This window comes from Methylosinus sp. R-45379 (assembly GCF_001644125.1).
Taxonomy (GTDB): Bacteria; Pseudomonadota; Alphaproteobacteria; order Rhizobiales; family Beijerinckiaceae; genus Methylosinus.
In genome coordinates this window covers 82,872-99,208 of the sequence record NZ_LUUM01000112.1, presented here as the reverse complement: position 1 = coordinate 99,208, position 16,337 = coordinate 82,872, and the positions used below count along the sequence as shown (strand labels likewise).

The 16,337-nt window shown below is 66.2% G+C and carries 11 protein-coding genes; 6 read left to right on the top strand and 5 right to left on the bottom strand.

Annotated features, from left to right (window positions below; all coding sequences use genetic code 11):
• Nucleotides 1–13: 13 nt before the first annotated feature.
• From A1351_RS05590 to A1351_RS05575, 4 genes are all read right to left on the bottom strand, one after another.
• The gene (locus tag A1351_RS05590) at nucleotides 14–2,722 is read right to left on the bottom strand and encodes a TonB-dependent receptor (RefSeq protein ID WP_245291581.1); all 2,709 of its coding nucleotides are present in this window, start codon (nucleotides 2,720–2,722) and stop codon (nucleotides 14–16) included.
• 127 nt (nucleotides 2,723–2,849) lie between these two features.
• On the bottom strand, nucleotides 2,850–3,794 hold the full coding sequence (locus tag A1351_RS05585) for a FecR domain-containing protein (protein ID WP_064032464.1): 945 nt from the start codon (nucleotides 3,792–3,794) through the stop codon (nucleotides 2,850–2,852).
• An 85-nt stretch (nucleotides 3,795–3,879) separates the two neighbouring features.
• A complete protein-coding gene (locus A1351_RS05580) occupies nucleotides 3,880–4,425 on the bottom strand; it encodes an RNA polymerase sigma factor (RefSeq protein ID WP_064032463.1) in 546 nt (181 codons plus the stop codon).
• 87 nt (nucleotides 4,426–4,512) lie between these two features.
• On the bottom strand, nucleotides 4,513–4,884 hold the full coding sequence (locus tag A1351_RS05575) for a hypothetical protein (protein ID WP_157096126.1): 372 nt from the start codon (nucleotides 4,882–4,884) through the stop codon (nucleotides 4,513–4,515).
• Between the two features lie 206 nt (nucleotides 4,885–5,090).
• Between A1351_RS05575 and A1351_RS05570 the strand changes: the two genes are divergently transcribed.
• Nucleotides 5,091–6,422, top strand: coding sequence for a TldD/PmbA family protein (locus A1351_RS05570; protein ID WP_064032461.1), 1,332 nt, complete (start codon nucleotides 5,091–5,093; stop codon nucleotides 6,420–6,422).
• Between the two features lie 122 nt (nucleotides 6,423–6,544).
• Here A1351_RS05570 and A1351_RS05565 read toward each other — a convergent pair whose 3' ends face one another.
• Nucleotides 6,545–9,076, bottom strand: coding sequence for a DUF6165 family protein (locus A1351_RS05565; RefSeq protein WP_024880812.1), 2,532 nt, complete (start codon nucleotides 9,074–9,076; stop codon nucleotides 6,545–6,547).
• A 247-nt stretch (nucleotides 9,077–9,323) separates the two neighbouring features.
• Between A1351_RS05565 and A1351_RS05560 the strand changes: the two genes are divergently transcribed.
• The 5 genes from A1351_RS05560 (at nucleotide 9,324) to A1351_RS05540 (ending at nucleotide 16,032) form a co-directional block, all read left to right on the top strand.
• Nucleotides 9,324–10,931 carry a globin-coupled sensor protein gene (locus A1351_RS05560; protein WP_024880811.1) on the top strand — a complete coding sequence of 536 codons (1,608 nt, stop codon included), beginning with the start codon at nucleotides 9,324–9,326 and terminating at the stop codon, nucleotides 10,929–10,931.
• A gap of 323 nt (nucleotides 10,932–11,254) precedes the next feature.
• Nucleotides 11,255–14,032, top strand: a complete 2,778-nt coding sequence (locus A1351_RS05555; RefSeq protein WP_245275799.1) for a PAS domain S-box protein — start codon at nucleotides 11,255–11,257, stop codon at nucleotides 14,030–14,032.
• On the top strand, nucleotides 14,029–14,694 hold the full coding sequence (gene fixJ, locus A1351_RS05550; RefSeq protein WP_024880809.1) for a response regulator FixJ: 666 nt from the start codon (nucleotides 14,029–14,031) through the stop codon (nucleotides 14,692–14,694). Before A1351_RS05555 ends, fixJ begins: the two co-directional genes overlap by 4 nt.
• Nucleotides 14,695–14,861: 167 nt before the next feature.
• A complete protein-coding gene (locus A1351_RS05545; protein WP_024880808.1) occupies nucleotides 14,862–15,341 on the top strand; it encodes a hypothetical protein in 480 nt (159 codons plus the stop codon).
• Nucleotides 15,342–15,435: 94 nt separating this feature from the next.
• Complete coding sequence (locus A1351_RS05540) at nucleotides 15,436–16,032, top strand: YIP1 family protein (RefSeq protein WP_024880807.1); 597 nt, start codon at nucleotides 15,436–15,438, stop codon at nucleotides 16,030–16,032.
• The last annotated feature ends 305 nt before the right edge of the window (nucleotides 16,033–16,337 follow it).

The window sequence follows — 16,337 nt, the reverse complement described above, 5'->3', positions numbered from 1 at the left end:
TTCGGACCGACACTTAGAATTTGAACTTCACCCCTCCGATGAAAGCCCGCGGCGAGCCGGCGATGATCGATGCGCCGGTCGAATTGGCGAGCAATATCGCCGGCGTCTGCACGGCGGTTCCCGTCATCAGCGTGTTGGTCAGCACATTGGCGCCGGCCACATAGGTGCGGTCGAAGAGATTCTTCACATCGAAATAGACCTCTATGTTCTTCACATAGCTGTCCGCGATGGCGCGGCTGTAATGCACATTGAGATTGACGAGTCCATAGCCCGGGATCGACGTCAGATTGGCGTTGTCGATCGTGTAAGAGCTCTTGAACACATATTCGACGAAAGCGCCGAGCCCTTTGAGATCGCCGTCCGCAATGTCATAGCCGACGCGGCTCGTCAGCGTATGCGTCGGCACATTGGGGATGCGATTTCCGGCGCGATTATAAGAGACGGTCGATGAGAGATTGTCCCAGAAATTGGTGAAATACTGGTCATTATAGGCATAGGCCGCGATGAATCGCCAGCCATCGAAAGGCCGCCAATCGACGCTCGCCTCGACGCCGCGATGGATCGAGGAGGGCGCGTTGAGCTGATAGCTGACGAGACCATTCGATTGAGTGAGTATCTCGTTGCGGAACCATTCGTGATAGAGCGTGACGCTCGCCGTCAGATTTTTCGCCGGAGTCCAATCGACGCCGAGATCGACGCCCATATTGGTCTGCGCCTTCAGCGAGGTGTTGTTGCCTGCGCCCGTCGGCGTATTGGTGAGATACATGAAATTCGGCGTTCCATAGCCGGTCGCATAGCGCGCGCGGATTTGCCATTCGGGGCTGTAGCGATAGGTGAGCGAAGCCTCCGGCGCCGTATTCCAATACTCATTGTCGACGCCGACCTGCGTCGGGCGCGTCATGGTTCCATTGCTCGCGTAATTATAGACGCTATAGACGCCGGAGATTCTGTTCCAATTGGAGCTGAAGCCGATCGCCGCTGTGAGCTGAGGCGTCAGCGCGATCTCCTCGCGCGCGCGAAGGCCGATATTGGAATGATTGGATTCGATATTGCCGACCGCGCCGCCGGTCGCGCCATAATTCCACACATTGGGAACCTGCGAATACAGCGGATTGACGCTTTTGAGACCGTCGTAGAAGAAGCCGAGAAAATGCGTCGCCGGCAGGCCGAAGATCGCGCCATGATTGGTGATGTCGGTCGAGGCGCTGAGGCCATAGGACGGGCCGCGGATCGCGACTGGTCCGCCGAGGCCGCCGAGCGCCGCCGGGCCGACCTTCGGCGGCGGCCAGGTGCTGTTGATGTAATCGAGATAATCATAGGTGAATTGCGTGCGCCATGTGGTGGCGTTGTCGAAATCATGCTCATAGCGTAAGCCGACGATGTCGCGTATCACATGCCAATGCGTGCCGAGCTGCCAGACGCTCTGATTGGAGAGCCCCGAGGCGGCGCTGGTGAAGGAGCCGTTCGCCGGCACATTGAGATTGTTGCAGAGGGGCAGATTGGCGGGCGTCGCTATGCGGCAATCGACATTCTTGCCATAGGGATTTTTGTAGAATTGCGTCAGCGAGCTGCGGTTCATGAATTCCGCGAAGGAGCTGCTGGCGAGAAATTTGAACGTCAGCCGATCCGTCGGAACCGGCGTCCATGTCGCTAGCACCTTGCCCTGGTCGAACTCATGCGCGCCGCGCGCGAGATAGCCGTCGCCGCGCGTGTCGGAGCCGAAGATCGCAATGTCGAAATCGCCGAGGTCGCGATCCGTGATCTTTTTTCCGGCGCGCAGATAATTGTTGAAATAGCCGAAGCTGCCGAATTCCGAGCCGGTCTCGACGCCGTCGATCTCCTTGCCGGTCAGGCTGCGGAAATTGATCGCGCCGCCATAGGCGTAATTGCCGAACATCGCCGAGGAGGGGCCGCGATAGACGTCGACGCCCGAGAAGGAATGCGGGTCCAACATGTCGGTGCGGCCATTGCCGTCCGCGGTGACGATCGGAAAGCCGTCCTCATAGAGCATGATATTGCGGACGGAGAAGGGGTAGGTCATGCCGAGCCGATTGCCGGAGCCGCGGATCGACGGCAGCAGCTCGCGCGGCATCGTGCCTTGCGAGATGGAGACGCCGGGACTGTATTGCAGCATGTCCTGCACAGTCTGCATCGGCGTCGTTTCGAGGAATTTGTGATCGACGGTCGTCACCGTCTGCCCAGGCGGATCGCGGTAGATCGGCAGCTCGGCGCGTTCGGCGTCGAAGCCCGGCGCGGTGGAGACGCCGCTCGCGCGCTTTTGCTCCGCGCCTATGTCGATGGGCGGCAGCTCGGCTCCACTGGCGTCGGTCATGGTTCCGCGCGCCGCCTGCGCGAGAATGATGGAGACGGAGCGTCCATTCTCCGACAGGCGATAGGAGAGGCCGGTTCCCGAGAGCAGCCGGTCGAGCCCTTCGCGCACCGAATAGGCGCCGACGACGCCGCGCGTTCGCATCGCCTCTGTGAGGCCGACGTCGAAGACGATATGCAGGCCGCTGCGGTCGGCGAAAGCGTTGAGCGCCGTCTCCATGGCGCCGGCCGGAATGCGATAGTCGCGCAGCGCCCCGTCGCGCTCCTGCGGCGAGATAGAGGCCTGCGCGCTCGTCACCGGAGCCTCGGCCCCGAGCGTCATCGCGCTCAGCGCCAAGGCGATCGCCGTCGAACTCATATTCACGCCCTCGCCTACCGACTTCTTCCTCGCCATGGCCATTTCGTCCCGCCGTCGCAATGCCCGCCATAGAGTTCGGGCTCTCGGGAACAGGACGCAGCAGGCGGAAAAAGCGGAACCTCCCTCGCTCGAAAAAATTCGCGCGCCGATGAAGCGTTCGAATTCAATACAGAAGGATCAGATAGCTGGTGACATGGATGGCGCGCAGGCCGAGCGAGGCCTCTATCTCCGCCAAGGATTGCAGCGCGTCCTCCTGCGCGCCGAAGACGCCGGAGATGCGCCGCGCGCAGATCGCGCGATCGACGCAATAAATATAGCCGCGATGATAGCGGCCGAGCGCGGCGAGCACATCGCCGAGCGGCTGCCGATTGACGATGAGCTTGCCGCGCCGCCAGGCGGTCGCAATGTCGATATCGATCGTCTCGGGCGCGCGCGCCGGCGCGTCGCGCTCGAAGGCGGTCTGCTGGCCCTCTTCGACGATCGTGGTCTTGCCGCCGCTGGCGACGCCGACGCGGTGCTCCGTCACAGTGACGCGCGCGCCGCTTTTTTCCAGCGCGACGTCGAAGGCGGTGCCGAGCGCGGTGACGCGGCCGTCGCCCGCCTCGACGACAAAGGGGCGCGAGGCGTCCGGCGCGACTTCGAACCAGGCCTCACCCGAGAGCAGCCGGAGCCGCCGCTCGCCCGCCGAATAGCGCAAAGCGATGGCGGAGCGCGAGTCGAGCAGCGCATGCGAGCCGTCGTCCAGCGTCACCAGCCGCTTCTCGCCGACGCCGGTGAAGTGGTCGGCCTCGAGCCGCAGGACGAGTTCATCATAAGAGGCGAAGACCGCGACCGCCGCCGCCGCGGCGAAGGCGAGGGCCGCCGCCCGCATCCCGCGCGCGGCGCGCGGCGCCGGCCGCATGCGGCGGGCGGGGCTCAAGCCGGCGAGGTGGCCGTACATATGCAGCACGTCGTCGAAGGCGGCGGCATGCGTCGGCTCGGCGCGCCAGGCCTCGAAGGCGGCCGTCTCCTCGGCCGAGAGCTTCCCCTCGCGCATGCGCACGAACCATTCGATCGCGGCGTCCCCGGCTTCGTCCGGCGCGGGTTCTCTCGCCTGTTCCCCGGTCATCTCTCCATCCGTCCTCGAGGCGCCGCGCGCGACAGTATAGATGACGCGGCCCCGGCGCGAGGCGGAACCTCGAAGCGGGAAAAAATCACTCGGCCTCGCTCCGCAGCGCGGCGCGGCAGGCGCGCAGCGCGAGGCTCACATGCTTGCGCGCCATGCGGTCGGATATGTCCATCCGCCGCGCCACCTCGGCGAGCGGGACGTCATTATAGATATGCAGCTCGAAGGCCTCGCGGCAGCGCGGCGGCAATGTCTCTATGGCCGTCTTCAGCAGCGCCGAGCGCCGCTCATAGTCGAGCCGCTCCTCGATCGGCGTTTCCGGCGCCGGCGGGTCGATCACATAGTCGCCGAATTGGAGACGGCTCTCCTCGGTCTTGCGGCGGCGGGCGAAATCGCGGGCGAGATTGACCGCGATCTGTTTCAGAAAGGCCGGCGGGTCCTCGATGGTCTCGGGCCGATCATGGCGGACCATGCGCAGGAACGTCTCCTGCAGCAGATCCGGCGCATCGACGGCGCCGACCTTGCGCACGAGAAAGCCGAAGAGATCGCGCTTATGGGCGAGGAACAGCTCGCGGAACCGCCAGGGTTTGGCGTCCGCAGGCCGATCGCCGCGCGACGAGATCGATCGAGACAATGGAAACGCCCTGGCTGGCGCGCGAACGCGATTGATCCGAAAAGTCGAGACCGGCCGCTCGCCCGAGGGGCGGCGGCATTCGAATTTTCAGGCCGATGGCGGCGCGCGCGAGGACCAGGAGCTCGCCCAGCCGAGCGGCGGCGCGCGTGGCGACAGCGCCCGCGCGCCTATGCTGGCCACGCCGTCCGGCCGCAGCGACAGCGGCGCGGCGATGGGCGCGAGGGCGGGCGGCTCGGCGCCCCGATCCGAGCACAGGACGCAATGATGCTCGCCGGTGTGATGGGCGAGGGGCGCTCCGTCGCTGTCGCGGGCGGCGGCGCAGAGCGCGCCGGCCGAGAGAGCGGGGGAGAAGCCGATGGCCCCATGCGCGCGCGCTATCGAGCCGAAGAGGGCGACGGCCTGCAATAGGGCGAGAATCACCGTTGCGCAGGCGAGGAGCCGGCGCGCCGGGAGGCGCATGGAGGAGAATGTCCTCATCGGGCGCAAAAATAGGTCCGCTGGAATTCCCGGGTCAATGATCGGGCGCCGCCGTGGCCGAATATCCGAGCCGCTGTTGCGCGGCGGCCACAGTCGCGGCCGCGCCAGACGCTTTCGAACGGCGGACAACCACTTTATCATGCGACTGCCGGCCGCCGCCGGAGCAGTCGAATGAAGAAAGGCCGGCCATGTTCCTGACGCGAGACGACGCCCTCGCCCTCGCCGATCGTCTGCGGTCCCTGTCCGCGGCGGAGTCCTGCGTGATCCATATGGAGGGCGAGGAGGCGCAGAGCCTGCGCTTCGCCGGCGGCGGCGTCACCACCAATGTCGCATCGGCGCGCGTGAAGACGCGCATCGAATCGCATGTCGGCGGGCGGATCGGCTCGGTCTCGGTCGGCGGGCTCGAATGGGAGGAGCTCGCCCGCGCCATGGCGCGCTCGGAGGAGATCGCGCGTCTCCTGCCGACGGACCCAGAATTTCTGCCGCCGCTCGGCGCGCAGGCCTATCCCGAGAGCGCCCGCTATGACGAGGCGACCGGAGCGCTCGATCTTCGCTTTCTCGCCGAGGCGACCGCGCGCGTCGTCGCCGAGGGGACGGCGCGGGGCGTGAATATGTTCGGCTGCGCGGCGGCCGGCCGCCGCTTTTCGGCGCTGGCCTCGAGCGCCAGCCTCTTCGCCTATGATCGCGAGAGCTTCGTCGATCTCTCGACCACGGCGCGCCATAAGAGCGACGGCTGGTCCGGCTGGGCCGGCGCCCGCCATTTTTCGGTCGCGCAGCTCGATCCCGCCGACATCGGCCGCCGCGCCGCGCTGAAGGCCGCGCGCGACGAGGAGCCGCTCGATCTCGAGCCCGGACGCTATACGGTGATACTGGAGCCGACGGCGGTGGGCGAGCTCGCGCAATGGCTGATGTGGATGCTGCGCGCGCGCCCGGCCGACGAGGGCCGCAGCTTCTTCTCGCGCGCCGGCGGAGGAACCAAGCTCGGCGACGCTCTGTTCAGCGCCGATTTCTCGATGCGCTCCGATCCGCGCGACGCGATCGCGCCAGAGGCGCCCTTCGGCGAGGAAGGTCTCGCGCAAGAGGCGCGGCTGTGGGTGGACAAGGGCGTGCTGAAGACGCTCGCGCGCCCGCGCTATTGGGCGCAAAAGACCGGCGCCGAGGCCATTCCCGCGGCGCATAATTTCACCGTCGCCGGCGGGACGACTCCCCTCGAGGAGATGATCCGCGGCGTGCGGCGCGGCATATTGGTGACGCGCTTCTGGTACACGAATATGGTCGAGCCGCGCGGGCTGCTGCTCACCGGGCTGACGCGCGACGGCAATTTCCTCATCGAGAATGGCGAGATTGTCGCGCCCGTGCGCAACATGCGCTTCAACGAGAATCTCCACGGGGCCTTCTCCCGCATAGCGGCGATCGGCGCGAGCGAGCGCGTGAAGACCGAGATGGGCGGCGCGGCGATCTCGGCCCCGCCCATGCTGATCGAAGGTTTCGAGTTCTCGTCGAAATCGAGCGGAATTTGAGCGCGCCGCTGATGACGTTTTCCGTCGGCGGCTAACGCCCCGAGCCCCTCATCCTCACCTTCTCCCCGCATGCGGGGAGAAGGAAGGCGGCGAAGGCCGTGCGAGCCACGGTCAGCGAAAGCTCACGAGGCGCGCGGCGTCTCGTCGTAGGATTTCTCTTCCACGATCAATGAGCCGCAGGCGAGGTTGATGCACTTCTTCAGCGCCGCGCGATGGTCGTTGCGCTGATAGACGCTGCGCGCCAGCGCGATGAACTCATCGCCGAAATCGCCCCGCTTCTCGCAATTGCGAATATCGTCCTCGATATTCCACAGCGCGAGATTGGTCTCCTCCAGCTCGCGCGCCAGCGCGTCCAGCGCGCCGCCGACGAAGCCGCGCTCGTCGCGCAGTCCCTTCAGCAAGGCCAGCTCGCGCGCCACATTGGCGAGCTTTTCGGCGTCGGCGATCTTGCGCGCCTTTATCTCGAGAATCGTGATGCGGTCGATGAGATCGCCCACCGAGCCGGGAATGAGAATGGCGTCCGCCTCGGCCGGCCGCGCATGCGGCGCCGCGAGCGCTTCCAGCTCACGCGCCATGCGCGCGAAGACGTCGCTCCAATCGCCGCGCTTCTCCTGACGGAACAGGCGCGCGCTGTGATACCAGGGACTGTCCTCGCGCTCCAATTGCCAGCGCCATTCCGGCGCATGCTTGATCGCGATCCACACCGGCTTGCCGAGCGCCCCGGCGAGATGGGCGATGGATGTGTCGATCGTCACGACGAGATCGAGATTTTCGATGACCGCCGCCGTATCGACGAAAGCATCCGCGCCGGCGTCGAAATCCGCGCCGAAGGACATGACGCGCATGGGTGCGCCGCGCAATTGATCGGCGCCGAAATTCTTCTGCAGGCTATAGAGCCGCACGCCCGCAATGGCGCCGAGCGGCGCGAAGGCCGCGAGCGGCGCGGCGCGCGCATGGTCGGAGCGCGAATGCGCGCTGCCCTGCCAGGCGATTCCGACCTTCAGCCCTTCGCCGGCGAGACGCTCGCGCCACAAAGCGGCGCGTTCCGGCTCCGCATGAAGATAGGATTCGCCCGGTATCGTCTCCGCGCGCGTGCCGAAGGCGCGCGGCAGGCTGCACAGAGTGACGCAATAATCATAGGCCGCATCCTGCGCCGGAGCGGCGATGATCTCGACATTCTCGCCGAGGCCGCGCATCAGGCGCAGCAGCGCGGGGCGGCAATGATAGGTGACCTTGGCGCCCGCCTTCGCCAGCAAAGGCGCATAGCGGATGAATTGCAGCGCGTCGCCGAGGCCCGCCTCGTCGAGAATGAGGAGCGACTTGCCGGCCAGCGGCTCGCCGCGCCATTCCGGCCAACGATAGGCGACCTCGGTCTTGGGGCGATCGTCCAGCACCCAGCGATGCTCGAACAGCTCTAGGCCTTGCTCGAACTCGCCGCGCAGCAGCAGCAGAGTGCCCTTATTGGCTTTCGTCTCCGCATGGCGCGGATCGATCGCGAGCGCATGGTCGAATTGCGCGCGCGCCTCGTCGAAGCGGCCGAGCTCCTTCAGCACGATGCCGCGGCCGCAATGCACGTCCGGCTCATCATCGGCGAGGCGCAGCGCCTCGTCGAAGGAGGCGAGGGCGTCGTCGAGATCGGAGCGGCGCATCTCGACCATGCCGCGACAGCGCCAGGCGAGCGCGAAGGTCGGATCGGCGGCGATGGCGGCGAGCGCGCAAGACTGCGCCTCCTCGAGCCTGCCGAGCTCGAACAGGCACATGCCGCGATTGGTCAGCAGCTTCGGGTCCTGCGGCGCGCGCGCGAGCGCTTCGTCGAATATTGCGAGCGCGGCGGCGTAGCGCTTGGTTTCGTGCAGCGCATTGGCCTTGGTCAGCAGTGCCGGAACATGGCCGGGCGAAAGGCTCAGCACAGTGTCGCAGAAAGAGGCGGCGTCCTCGTAGAGGCGCAGGGCGACGAGCGCCGCGAGCGCGCCATCGGCGGCGTCGAGACAGGAGGGATCGAGCGCGAAGGCGCGCGCGAAGCAATCGAGCGCTTCCTCATGCCGCGCGAGACGCGCGAGCGAGACGGCCTTGTTGCGCAGCGGCACGGGATCGGCGGGGAGAAGCGCGACGGCGCGATCGTAATCTTCGATCGCGCGCGCATCCTCGCCGATCGCATGCAGCGAGAGGCCGCGATTGGCGAAGCCCTGCGCATGGTCGGGCGCGCGCGCCAGCAATTGCCCATAGGCCTCGACGGCCTCGGCGCTGCGTCCGGCCATTTGCAGAGCGACGCCGTAATTCAGCCATCCCTCGACATTGCCGGGATCGAGCCGCAGCGATCGCGCGTGGTCGGTTACGGCCGCCTCCGGCCGTCCGGATTTTTGCAACGCCACCGCGCGGCCGTAGAGCGCTTGCGCATGATCGGGATCGATGGCGATCGCTTTGCCGAAATGATCGATCGCCGCTTCGTCCTGTCCGAGCGAGACGCGGACGAGGCCGGCGAGATAGCTCGCGAACGCATGTCGGTCGACGAGCGCGCGGGATGCGTCGATTTTACGCAATGCGGTCGCGAGATCGTCCGCTCGCAGGCTCGCCATGAGATCGGCGAGCAATTCGCTCGCATCGGCGGGCTGCGGCGCGGCGGCCACATGTCGTTTCTGCTGTTTCGATTTCAACGAGCTAGCCTCGACGCAGAGGGACGAAGATTTCGACTAGCGAGGCGAGCTTGTCTCGAACTGACGTCCAATATTTTACTGATGTGATAATGTTTCAGCGCCGCAGGACTGTGCGATGCAATGACGAATTGTGACGTGTTAGTAATGCCGAAACTTCCCATATCGCTTAATCCATCATCACGGGAATGCGCGAATTTGATTCGCGGAGGCAGCGCGCCCGATGGTTAACGAATTGCGGGAGCAAAAGATGGCCGAGTCTTCGAAGAGCAGCTCGTCTCTGGACGACAGTTTGGCGTTCATGGAGATGAACGAGGCGGCCCGCGGCGCCTTGCGCCAAGTCAAGCCTGTCATCTCGAAGGCCCTCGGCCCGGCTCTCGACGCTTTTTACGAGAAGGTTCGCGGCGACGTGAAGCTGCGCGGCTTCTTCTCCGACGAGCGCCATATGGCGGCGGCGAAATCCGCGCAGATGCGCCATTGGGCGCAGATCACCGAGGCCGAGTTCGGCGCGGAATATGTGCGCATGGTGACGGCCGTCGGCCAGGCGCACGCCCGCATCGGCTTGGAGCCGAGCTTCTATATTTCCGCCTATGCCCTCATCACCGAGCGTCTGATCCAAGCCATTGTCGAGGACAATCTCTCGGGCTCCATGCTCGCCGGCAAGACGCGCGTCGATCGCACCTCCCGCGGCGTCGCAGCGCTTGTCAAGGCGGTGTTCCTCGACATGAATCTCTCCGTGTCGGTCTATCTCGACGTGCTGCGCGAAGAGCGCCGCACCGCCGAGGCGCAGCGCGCGGAGGCCGAGGCGCATCAGCGCCATGCGATCGACGTGATGGCCCATGCGCTCGAGGAGCTCGCCCGCGGCGATCTGCAGCGGCGCGTCGTCGACAAGCTCGATGGCGGCTTCGACAAGATCAAGGAAGACTTCAACAATGCGGCCGCCAAGCTCGCCACGGCCTTCGCCGATGTGGGCGATTCTGCGAGCGCCATCCGTTCATCGAGCGTCGAGATCGCCAAAGCCTCCGACAATCTCGCGCGCCGCACCGAGGCGCAGGCCGCCAATCTCGAGGAGACGGCCGCCGCGCTCGAGGAGATCACCGCGACGGTGAACAAGACCGCCGACAGCACGCGCCATGCGAGCGAGGTCTTCGAGGTGACGCGCTCCGACGCCGAGAAGGGCGGCGCCATCGTGCGCGACGCCGTGGAGGCGATGCGGCGCATCGAGAATTCGACGCGCGATATCGGCAAGATCATCGGCGTCATCGACGAGATCGCCTTCCAGACCAATCTTCTGGCGCTCAACGCCGGCGTCGAGGCGGCGCGCGCCGGCGAGGCGGGACGCGGCTTCGCCGTCGTCGCCTCGGAAGTGCGCGCGCTGGCGCAGCGCTCGGCGGAGGCGGCCAAGGAGATCAAGGCGCTGATCGCCGCCTCGACCTCGCAGGTCGAGAATGGCGTGGTGCTGGTGACGGAGACCGGCGCGGCGCTGGAGCGCATCGTCTCGCAGGTCGGCGAGGTGAGCCGCGTGGTGACGGACATCGCCGCAGGCTCGCGCGAGCAGGCGACCGGCCTCACCGAGGTCAATCGCGCGGTCGGCCAGCTCGACAGCATGACGCAGCAGAACGCCACAATGGTCGAGGAGACGACGGCGGCGAGCCACAGCCTCAGCCATGAGGCGGAAGAGCTCTCGAGCCTCATCTCCGTTTTCCGCATCGAGCGCGGCGAGAGCGCGCGTCCGGCGGCCGTTCCGCGCGCGAGCGAGCGGCGCGTCGAGGCGGCGCCGGCGAGGCGGCGCGTCGCTTCGGCCGGCGGTCGCGGCGCCTCGGCTCCGTCCGCGGATGAGAGCTGGGAAGAGTTCTGATCGTTCGAATGCGAACGAAATATAGGTCGCTTCTTTCACAATATGCGCCAGATGATTGATCTGGCGCATATTTTTTCGCGCTTCCGGCATAATAGAGCAAAGAGCGCGCTAAGTAGTTTCCACAGGAAGCCTGTCGGCCGCGCCTGCCTTACAAGCCACCGAATCCCTAAGCGAGGCGCGAACTCTCGCCTCTAAAGCGCGTCGCCGACGGCTCGAACGCGACGTCCGCAAAAAGCGCGGTCCGCGGCTGCGGTGTCGCGCGAACACCTTCCCGGTTCGGGCGTCCAACGACGCTCGCGTCTCGGAAGGGGGAGAGGAAGTCGGTGGACGAACTGGGCGATCAGCTTCAGGATATCGAGGATCTGCGGCGGCTTCTTCTCGAGGCCGGGCAGAGCCGCGAGCGTCTCGGAGCGCGAACGGCGCCGGCTGCGTCCCCATCGTCGAGCGAGGGCGCCGAGCATTTCTGCCGTCGTCTGCTTGAGCAGATGCGCGAAGGCTCGATCGAGCTTTCGCCCGAGGGCGTGATCCTGCATTGCAATCGCCAGTTTCGCGAGATGATCGGCCGCCCGGCGGCGCAGCTCATCGGCGACAACATGCTCGATCATATCGCGCCGGATCAGGCCGAGCGCTTCGCCGCTTTCTTCGCGGCGCCGGAGGCGGCGAGCCGCGAGTTCGAGATTCGCCGCGCCGACGGCTCGCTGCTGTCGGCGAGCGTCGAGCTGGGCGCGCCGGCCGAGGATGCGCGGCCGCGCCTCGCCATCGTCACAGATCTCACCCAGACGAAATGGATGGAGCGCTCCTTCGCCGCCAATGAGGCGTTGCGCGAGCGCGAGAAATGGTCGCGGCTCGCCGTGGCCGCTGGCGGCGTCGGCACTTTCGACGTCGATCTCGTCACCGGGACGAGCCGCTTCTCCGTCACCATGCATGAGATTCTGGGATTGGCGCCGGATCAGACGCTCTGCTTCGCCGAGGCGGGGGCCATGCTGCTGGAGGCCGACAAGAGCGATTTCGAGCGCAAGTTTCTCGAGGCCTGCGCGGGCGCCAAGAATGGCGAGTGGAGCCATGAGATGCGCATCAGGCGCATGGACGGCGCCTTGCGCTGGATCGCCCTCGCCGGACAATTCGAGTTCCGCCGCACCGCGCGCGGCGTCGTCGCGACGCGCGCGATCGGCGCCGCCATCGATGTGACCGACCGCCGCGAGATCGAGGATTCTCTGCGGCGCAGCAATGAGCGCCTGCGTCTCGCGCTCGCCGCCGGCGCGATCGGCAGCTGGGAATACGACATCGCAGCGGACGTCACCGAGGCCGATCAGAAATATCGCGAGATCTATGGCTTTCCCGCCGATCAGCCGCTCTCGCCGGAGGTGGTCTTCGCCATCGTGCATGAGGATGATGTCGCGTCGGTGCGCCAATCGATGCGCTCGGCGGTCGATCCGCACGGCGAGGGGCGCTATCAGGCAGAGTTCCGCATCCACAGAAAGAGCGACGGCGCTCTGCGCTGGATCGCATGTCGCGCCCAGGCCTTGGTGGAGAACGGCCGCGCCGTGCGGCTCATCGGCGTCGTCAGCGACATCACCGAGAAAAAGGCGATCGAGTCCGAATTGCGCGAGAAGGCGCGGCTCGCCGATCAGCTCGCCGGCATCGCCGCCTCCGTGCCGGGCCTCATCGCCTCTTATCGGCTCGGCCCCGACGGCAGGGCCTCGATGCCTTATACCTCGCCCAATGTGGAAGACATTTACGGCATGGACGCCGAGACATTGCGGCAGGGCGTCGACGGCAAGTTCGCGCGCGTCCATGCCGACGATCTGCCGCGCGTGCTCGCCAGCATCGCCGAATCGGCGCGCTCGATGAGCGTATGGCGCGAGAGCTATCGCTATAATCATCCGCGCAAGGGCTGGATATGGGTGGATGCGCAATCGAAGCCGACGCGCGAGCCCGATGGCGCGACTCTGTGGCACGGCTATCTGCAGGACGTCACCGAGCGCAAGCGCATAGAGCAGGCGCTGGTGGACAAGGAGGCGCGCCTCTACGCCACGGTGGAGGGGGCGCATGACGCCATCCTCACCGTCGATGAGAAAGGCGCGATCCAATCGCTCAACTGCGCCGCCGTGCGCATGTTCGGCTATGCGAAGGCGGAGGCGATCGGCGCGCATGTCGAGACTCTGGTGCCGGTGCGCCTCTTCGGCGGCCGCAAGGCCGGCGCCGGCGCCTGCTTCATGGAAGAGCGGGAGTCGCTCGGCAATGTCGTGGAGACGCAGGGTCGTCGCAAGGACGGCGGGCTCTTTCCCGTCGATCTCGCGGTCAGCGAAGCCTCCTATCATGGCCGCCGGCTCTATATCGCCTTCATCCGCGACCTCACCGAGCGGAGCAAGATCGAGGCGCGCATGCAGAAGCTGCACGCCGAGCGGCTGGACGCGGTGGGCGAGCTCGCGGCCGGCCTCGCGCATGAGCTCAATCAGCCGCTCTCTGCCACGGCCATCTATCTGAAGGCGGCGCGCCGCCTGCTGCAAATGCCGGTCGAGCAGCGCCCCGCCAATGTGGAGGACGCGCTCGACAACGCCGCGACGCAGATCGTGCGCGCCGGCCAGATCATCGCGCATCTGCGCGAGTTCATCTCGCGCGGCGAGCCGGACAAGACATTGCAGAATTTGCACGACATCCTCGACGAGGCGCAAGAGCTCGTCATCGTCGAAGCCAAGCAGTCGGGCATAAATGTCGTCTTTCGCCTCGACGCCGCCGACGATCGCATTCTCGCCGATCGCGTGCAGATCAAGCAGGTGCTGGTCAATCTCATGCGCAATGCGCGCGACGCGATGAGCGCTTCGCGCACGCGTCGGATGACGATCTCGACCGCGCTCTGCGGCCGATCGATGGTGCGGGTGGATGTGGCCGACACGGGCGCGGGGCTCTCCGCGGAAGCGCGCGCGAGCCTCTTCGAGCCCTTCGCGACGACCAAGCCGAACGGGCTCGGAGTCGGCCTCACCATCGCGCGCTCCATCGTCGAGGCGCATTACGGAAAAATCTGGGCCGGTCCCAATAGCGACGGCGGCGCGACATTCAGCTTCACGCTGCCGCTGGCCGCGATGGAGGAGGAAGAGTGAGCGAGCCGACCGTGCATGTCATCGACGACGACGCCGCCGTCCGCGACGCGCTGCGCTTGCTGTTGCGGACCGAAGGCCATGAGGTGACGACGCATGGATCGGCCGTCGATTTTCTCGCCGGAGTCGATCGCGCCGCCACAGGCTGCATCGTCACCGACGTGCGCATGCCGGAGATGACCGGCATAGAGCTGCTGCTGAAGGTGAAGAACATGGGGCTGTCGCTGCCGGTGGTGGTGATCTCCGCCCATGCCGATGTGCCGCTCGCCGTGCAGGCGATGAAGGAAGGCGCGCTCGATCTTCTGGAAAAGCCCTTCACCGATGAATCGCTCCTCTCCGCCGTGCGCCAGGCGCTCGCCTATGACAGCGGCAAGCGTGCGCGTGATTTGCAGGCGCAGGAGATTCAGCGCCGGCTCACCACGCTGACGAGCCGCGAGAACGAGGTGCTGGCCGCTCTGCTGCGGGGCCAGCCCAATAAGATCATCGCCCATGAGCTCGGCATAAGCGTGCGCACGGTGGAGGTGCATCGCGCCAATGTGATGGCCAAGATGCAGGCCGGCAGCCTGCCGGAGCTGGTGCGCATGTCGCTGGTGCAGGCGCCGCGGGCCGAGCGCGAGGCTGAGGGCCAGAGCGAGGCGAGGGACGAGGCGAGGGGCGATGGATGATGCGGCGAGGCGCAGGCTCTGCTATCCTTCACGTATAGGTAGAAAATTACGAGATTTCACGCAGGCCTCGAAAGACCGGCGACGGCGCCGGACGGCCAAGGCCGCATTTTGGAACGGATCCGACTGTGTTTCGATCGCCGATCCTCGACCCGCGACCAAGGGCCATATTGGTTTGCATCGCCGAGAGGCGCCGTCCGCGCGAGCCGCGGCCGACGCGAAAGCCTGGCGCTCTCGAAACGGCTGGCGCGAGACTGCTGCGACGATGGGAGGCGGCCGGCCTGCCGACCGTCTTCGTCGAGCGCGATCTCGCTCTGGAGCGGGCGGATTCCGTCGGCGCGGCGGCTGGCGAGCCGTCGCTGCTGCGCGCCGAGGCGCCCTCGCTGCTGCGCGACGCCGGCTTCCTGCGGCTGTTCGAGGGCCTCGGCGGCCCGCTGCTGATTCTGCTCGGCGATGCGCTCGGCGATCTCGCTCTGGAGACCGCGATCGACGGATTTCTCGCCGGCCATCCGATCATAGTGGTGAAGGACGCCTCGCCCTCTCCGCTCGACGGAGAGGAGGAGAGCGCCGCGGCGCTGCCGCTCCTCTCCTGCTTCGCGCGGCTGATGGGGGCGGAGGAGCTGGCGCGGGAGTGGACCGGCGTCGACTGATCCCCCGCCATGGCGCAAGCGCGAGCTTGTTTCGGCGCGCGCCTTGGGCCAGTCTCCCGCCGCGGCGCAACAGGGCGAGGCAGGGGAGAAAAGCATGGACATCAAGGAGCGGCTCCGGGACATTCTAGAGCGCGCCAAGCGCATCATATCGTCGCCCAAGACGGAGTGGGCGGCGATCGAGGCGGAGCAGACGACCGCTCTCGATCTCTATCGCAATTACATCCTCTATCTCGCGGCGGTGCCGGCCATCGCCAATTTCCTCGGCGGCTGGCTGTTCGGCTTTTCGCGCGGCTCCAATATCGTGCACTACTCCTTCTTCACCGGCCTCATCCGCGCGGCGCTGCAATATGGGCTCGGCCTGCTGCTGCTCTATGGCGTGGCTCTGGTGATCTCGATGCTGGCGCCCAGCTTCGAGGGCAAGCGCGACGATCTGCGCGCGCTGAAGCTCATCGCCTATTCCTACACGCCCATCTGGCTCGCCGAGATATTCGGCCTCATTCCGGGCCTGCGCTGGCTCGACGTGCTCGGCGTCTTCGCGGTCTATCTCTTCTATGTCGGCGTCTCGCGAATGATGCGCAGCAAGGAGGAATATTCGGACGTCTACACAGCGGCGGCCCTGGTGCTCGGCATAGCGACGTCCTTTCTGCACGGCATGATCGTTCATATGCTGGTGCCGACGCCGACCGTGTGAGGCGGGGCGTCTCGCTCCCTCTGAAGTCATTCCGGTTCCGATCGAACCGGCATGACTCTCATCTCTTTGCTCGGTCGTGTTTTCGTCACGCGAATCTTTTCCCTACTTCTCGAAAACATTCTCATCCGCGACGGATCGAGGATAGGATTATCGTCCGTCCACGCCGAAGCGCCCGGCGCCTCGCGGCGGCGGGGAAGGAGGGGCGGTTCGGGACGCTCCGACCCCTTTCGGCCGCAGCGCGAGGAAATATGCGTGGTTTCGGAGCGTCCCGAAACGCGGCTTCGCCTTCTCGTCGACGTCCCGAG

What these genes read in the sequence shown, in the direction of transcription:
- A1351_RS05585 (WP_064032464.1), bottom strand. Translation starts at nt 3,794, where the DNA reads ATGACCGGGGAACAGGCGAGAGAACCCGCGCCGGACGAAGCCGGGGAC.
- A1351_RS05540 (WP_024880807.1), top strand. Translation starts at nt 15,436, where the DNA reads ATGGACATCAAGGAGCGGCTCCGGGACATTCTAGAGCGCGCCAAGCGC.
- A1351_RS05570 (WP_064032461.1), top strand. Translation starts at nt 5,091, where the DNA reads ATGTTCCTGACGCGAGACGACGCCCTCGCCCTCGCCGATCGTCTGCGG.
- A1351_RS05575 (WP_157096126.1), bottom strand. Translation starts at nt 4,884, where the DNA reads ATGCGCCTCCCGGCGCGCCGGCTCCTCGCCTGCGCAACGGTGATTCTC.
- A1351_RS05590 (WP_245291581.1), bottom strand. Translation starts at nt 2,722, where the DNA reads ATGGCGAGGAAGAAGTCGGTAGGCGAGGGCGTGAATATGAGTTCGACG.
- A1351_RS05560 (WP_024880811.1), top strand. Translation starts at nt 9,324, where the DNA reads ATGGCCGAGTCTTCGAAGAGCAGCTCGTCTCTGGACGACAGTTTGGCG.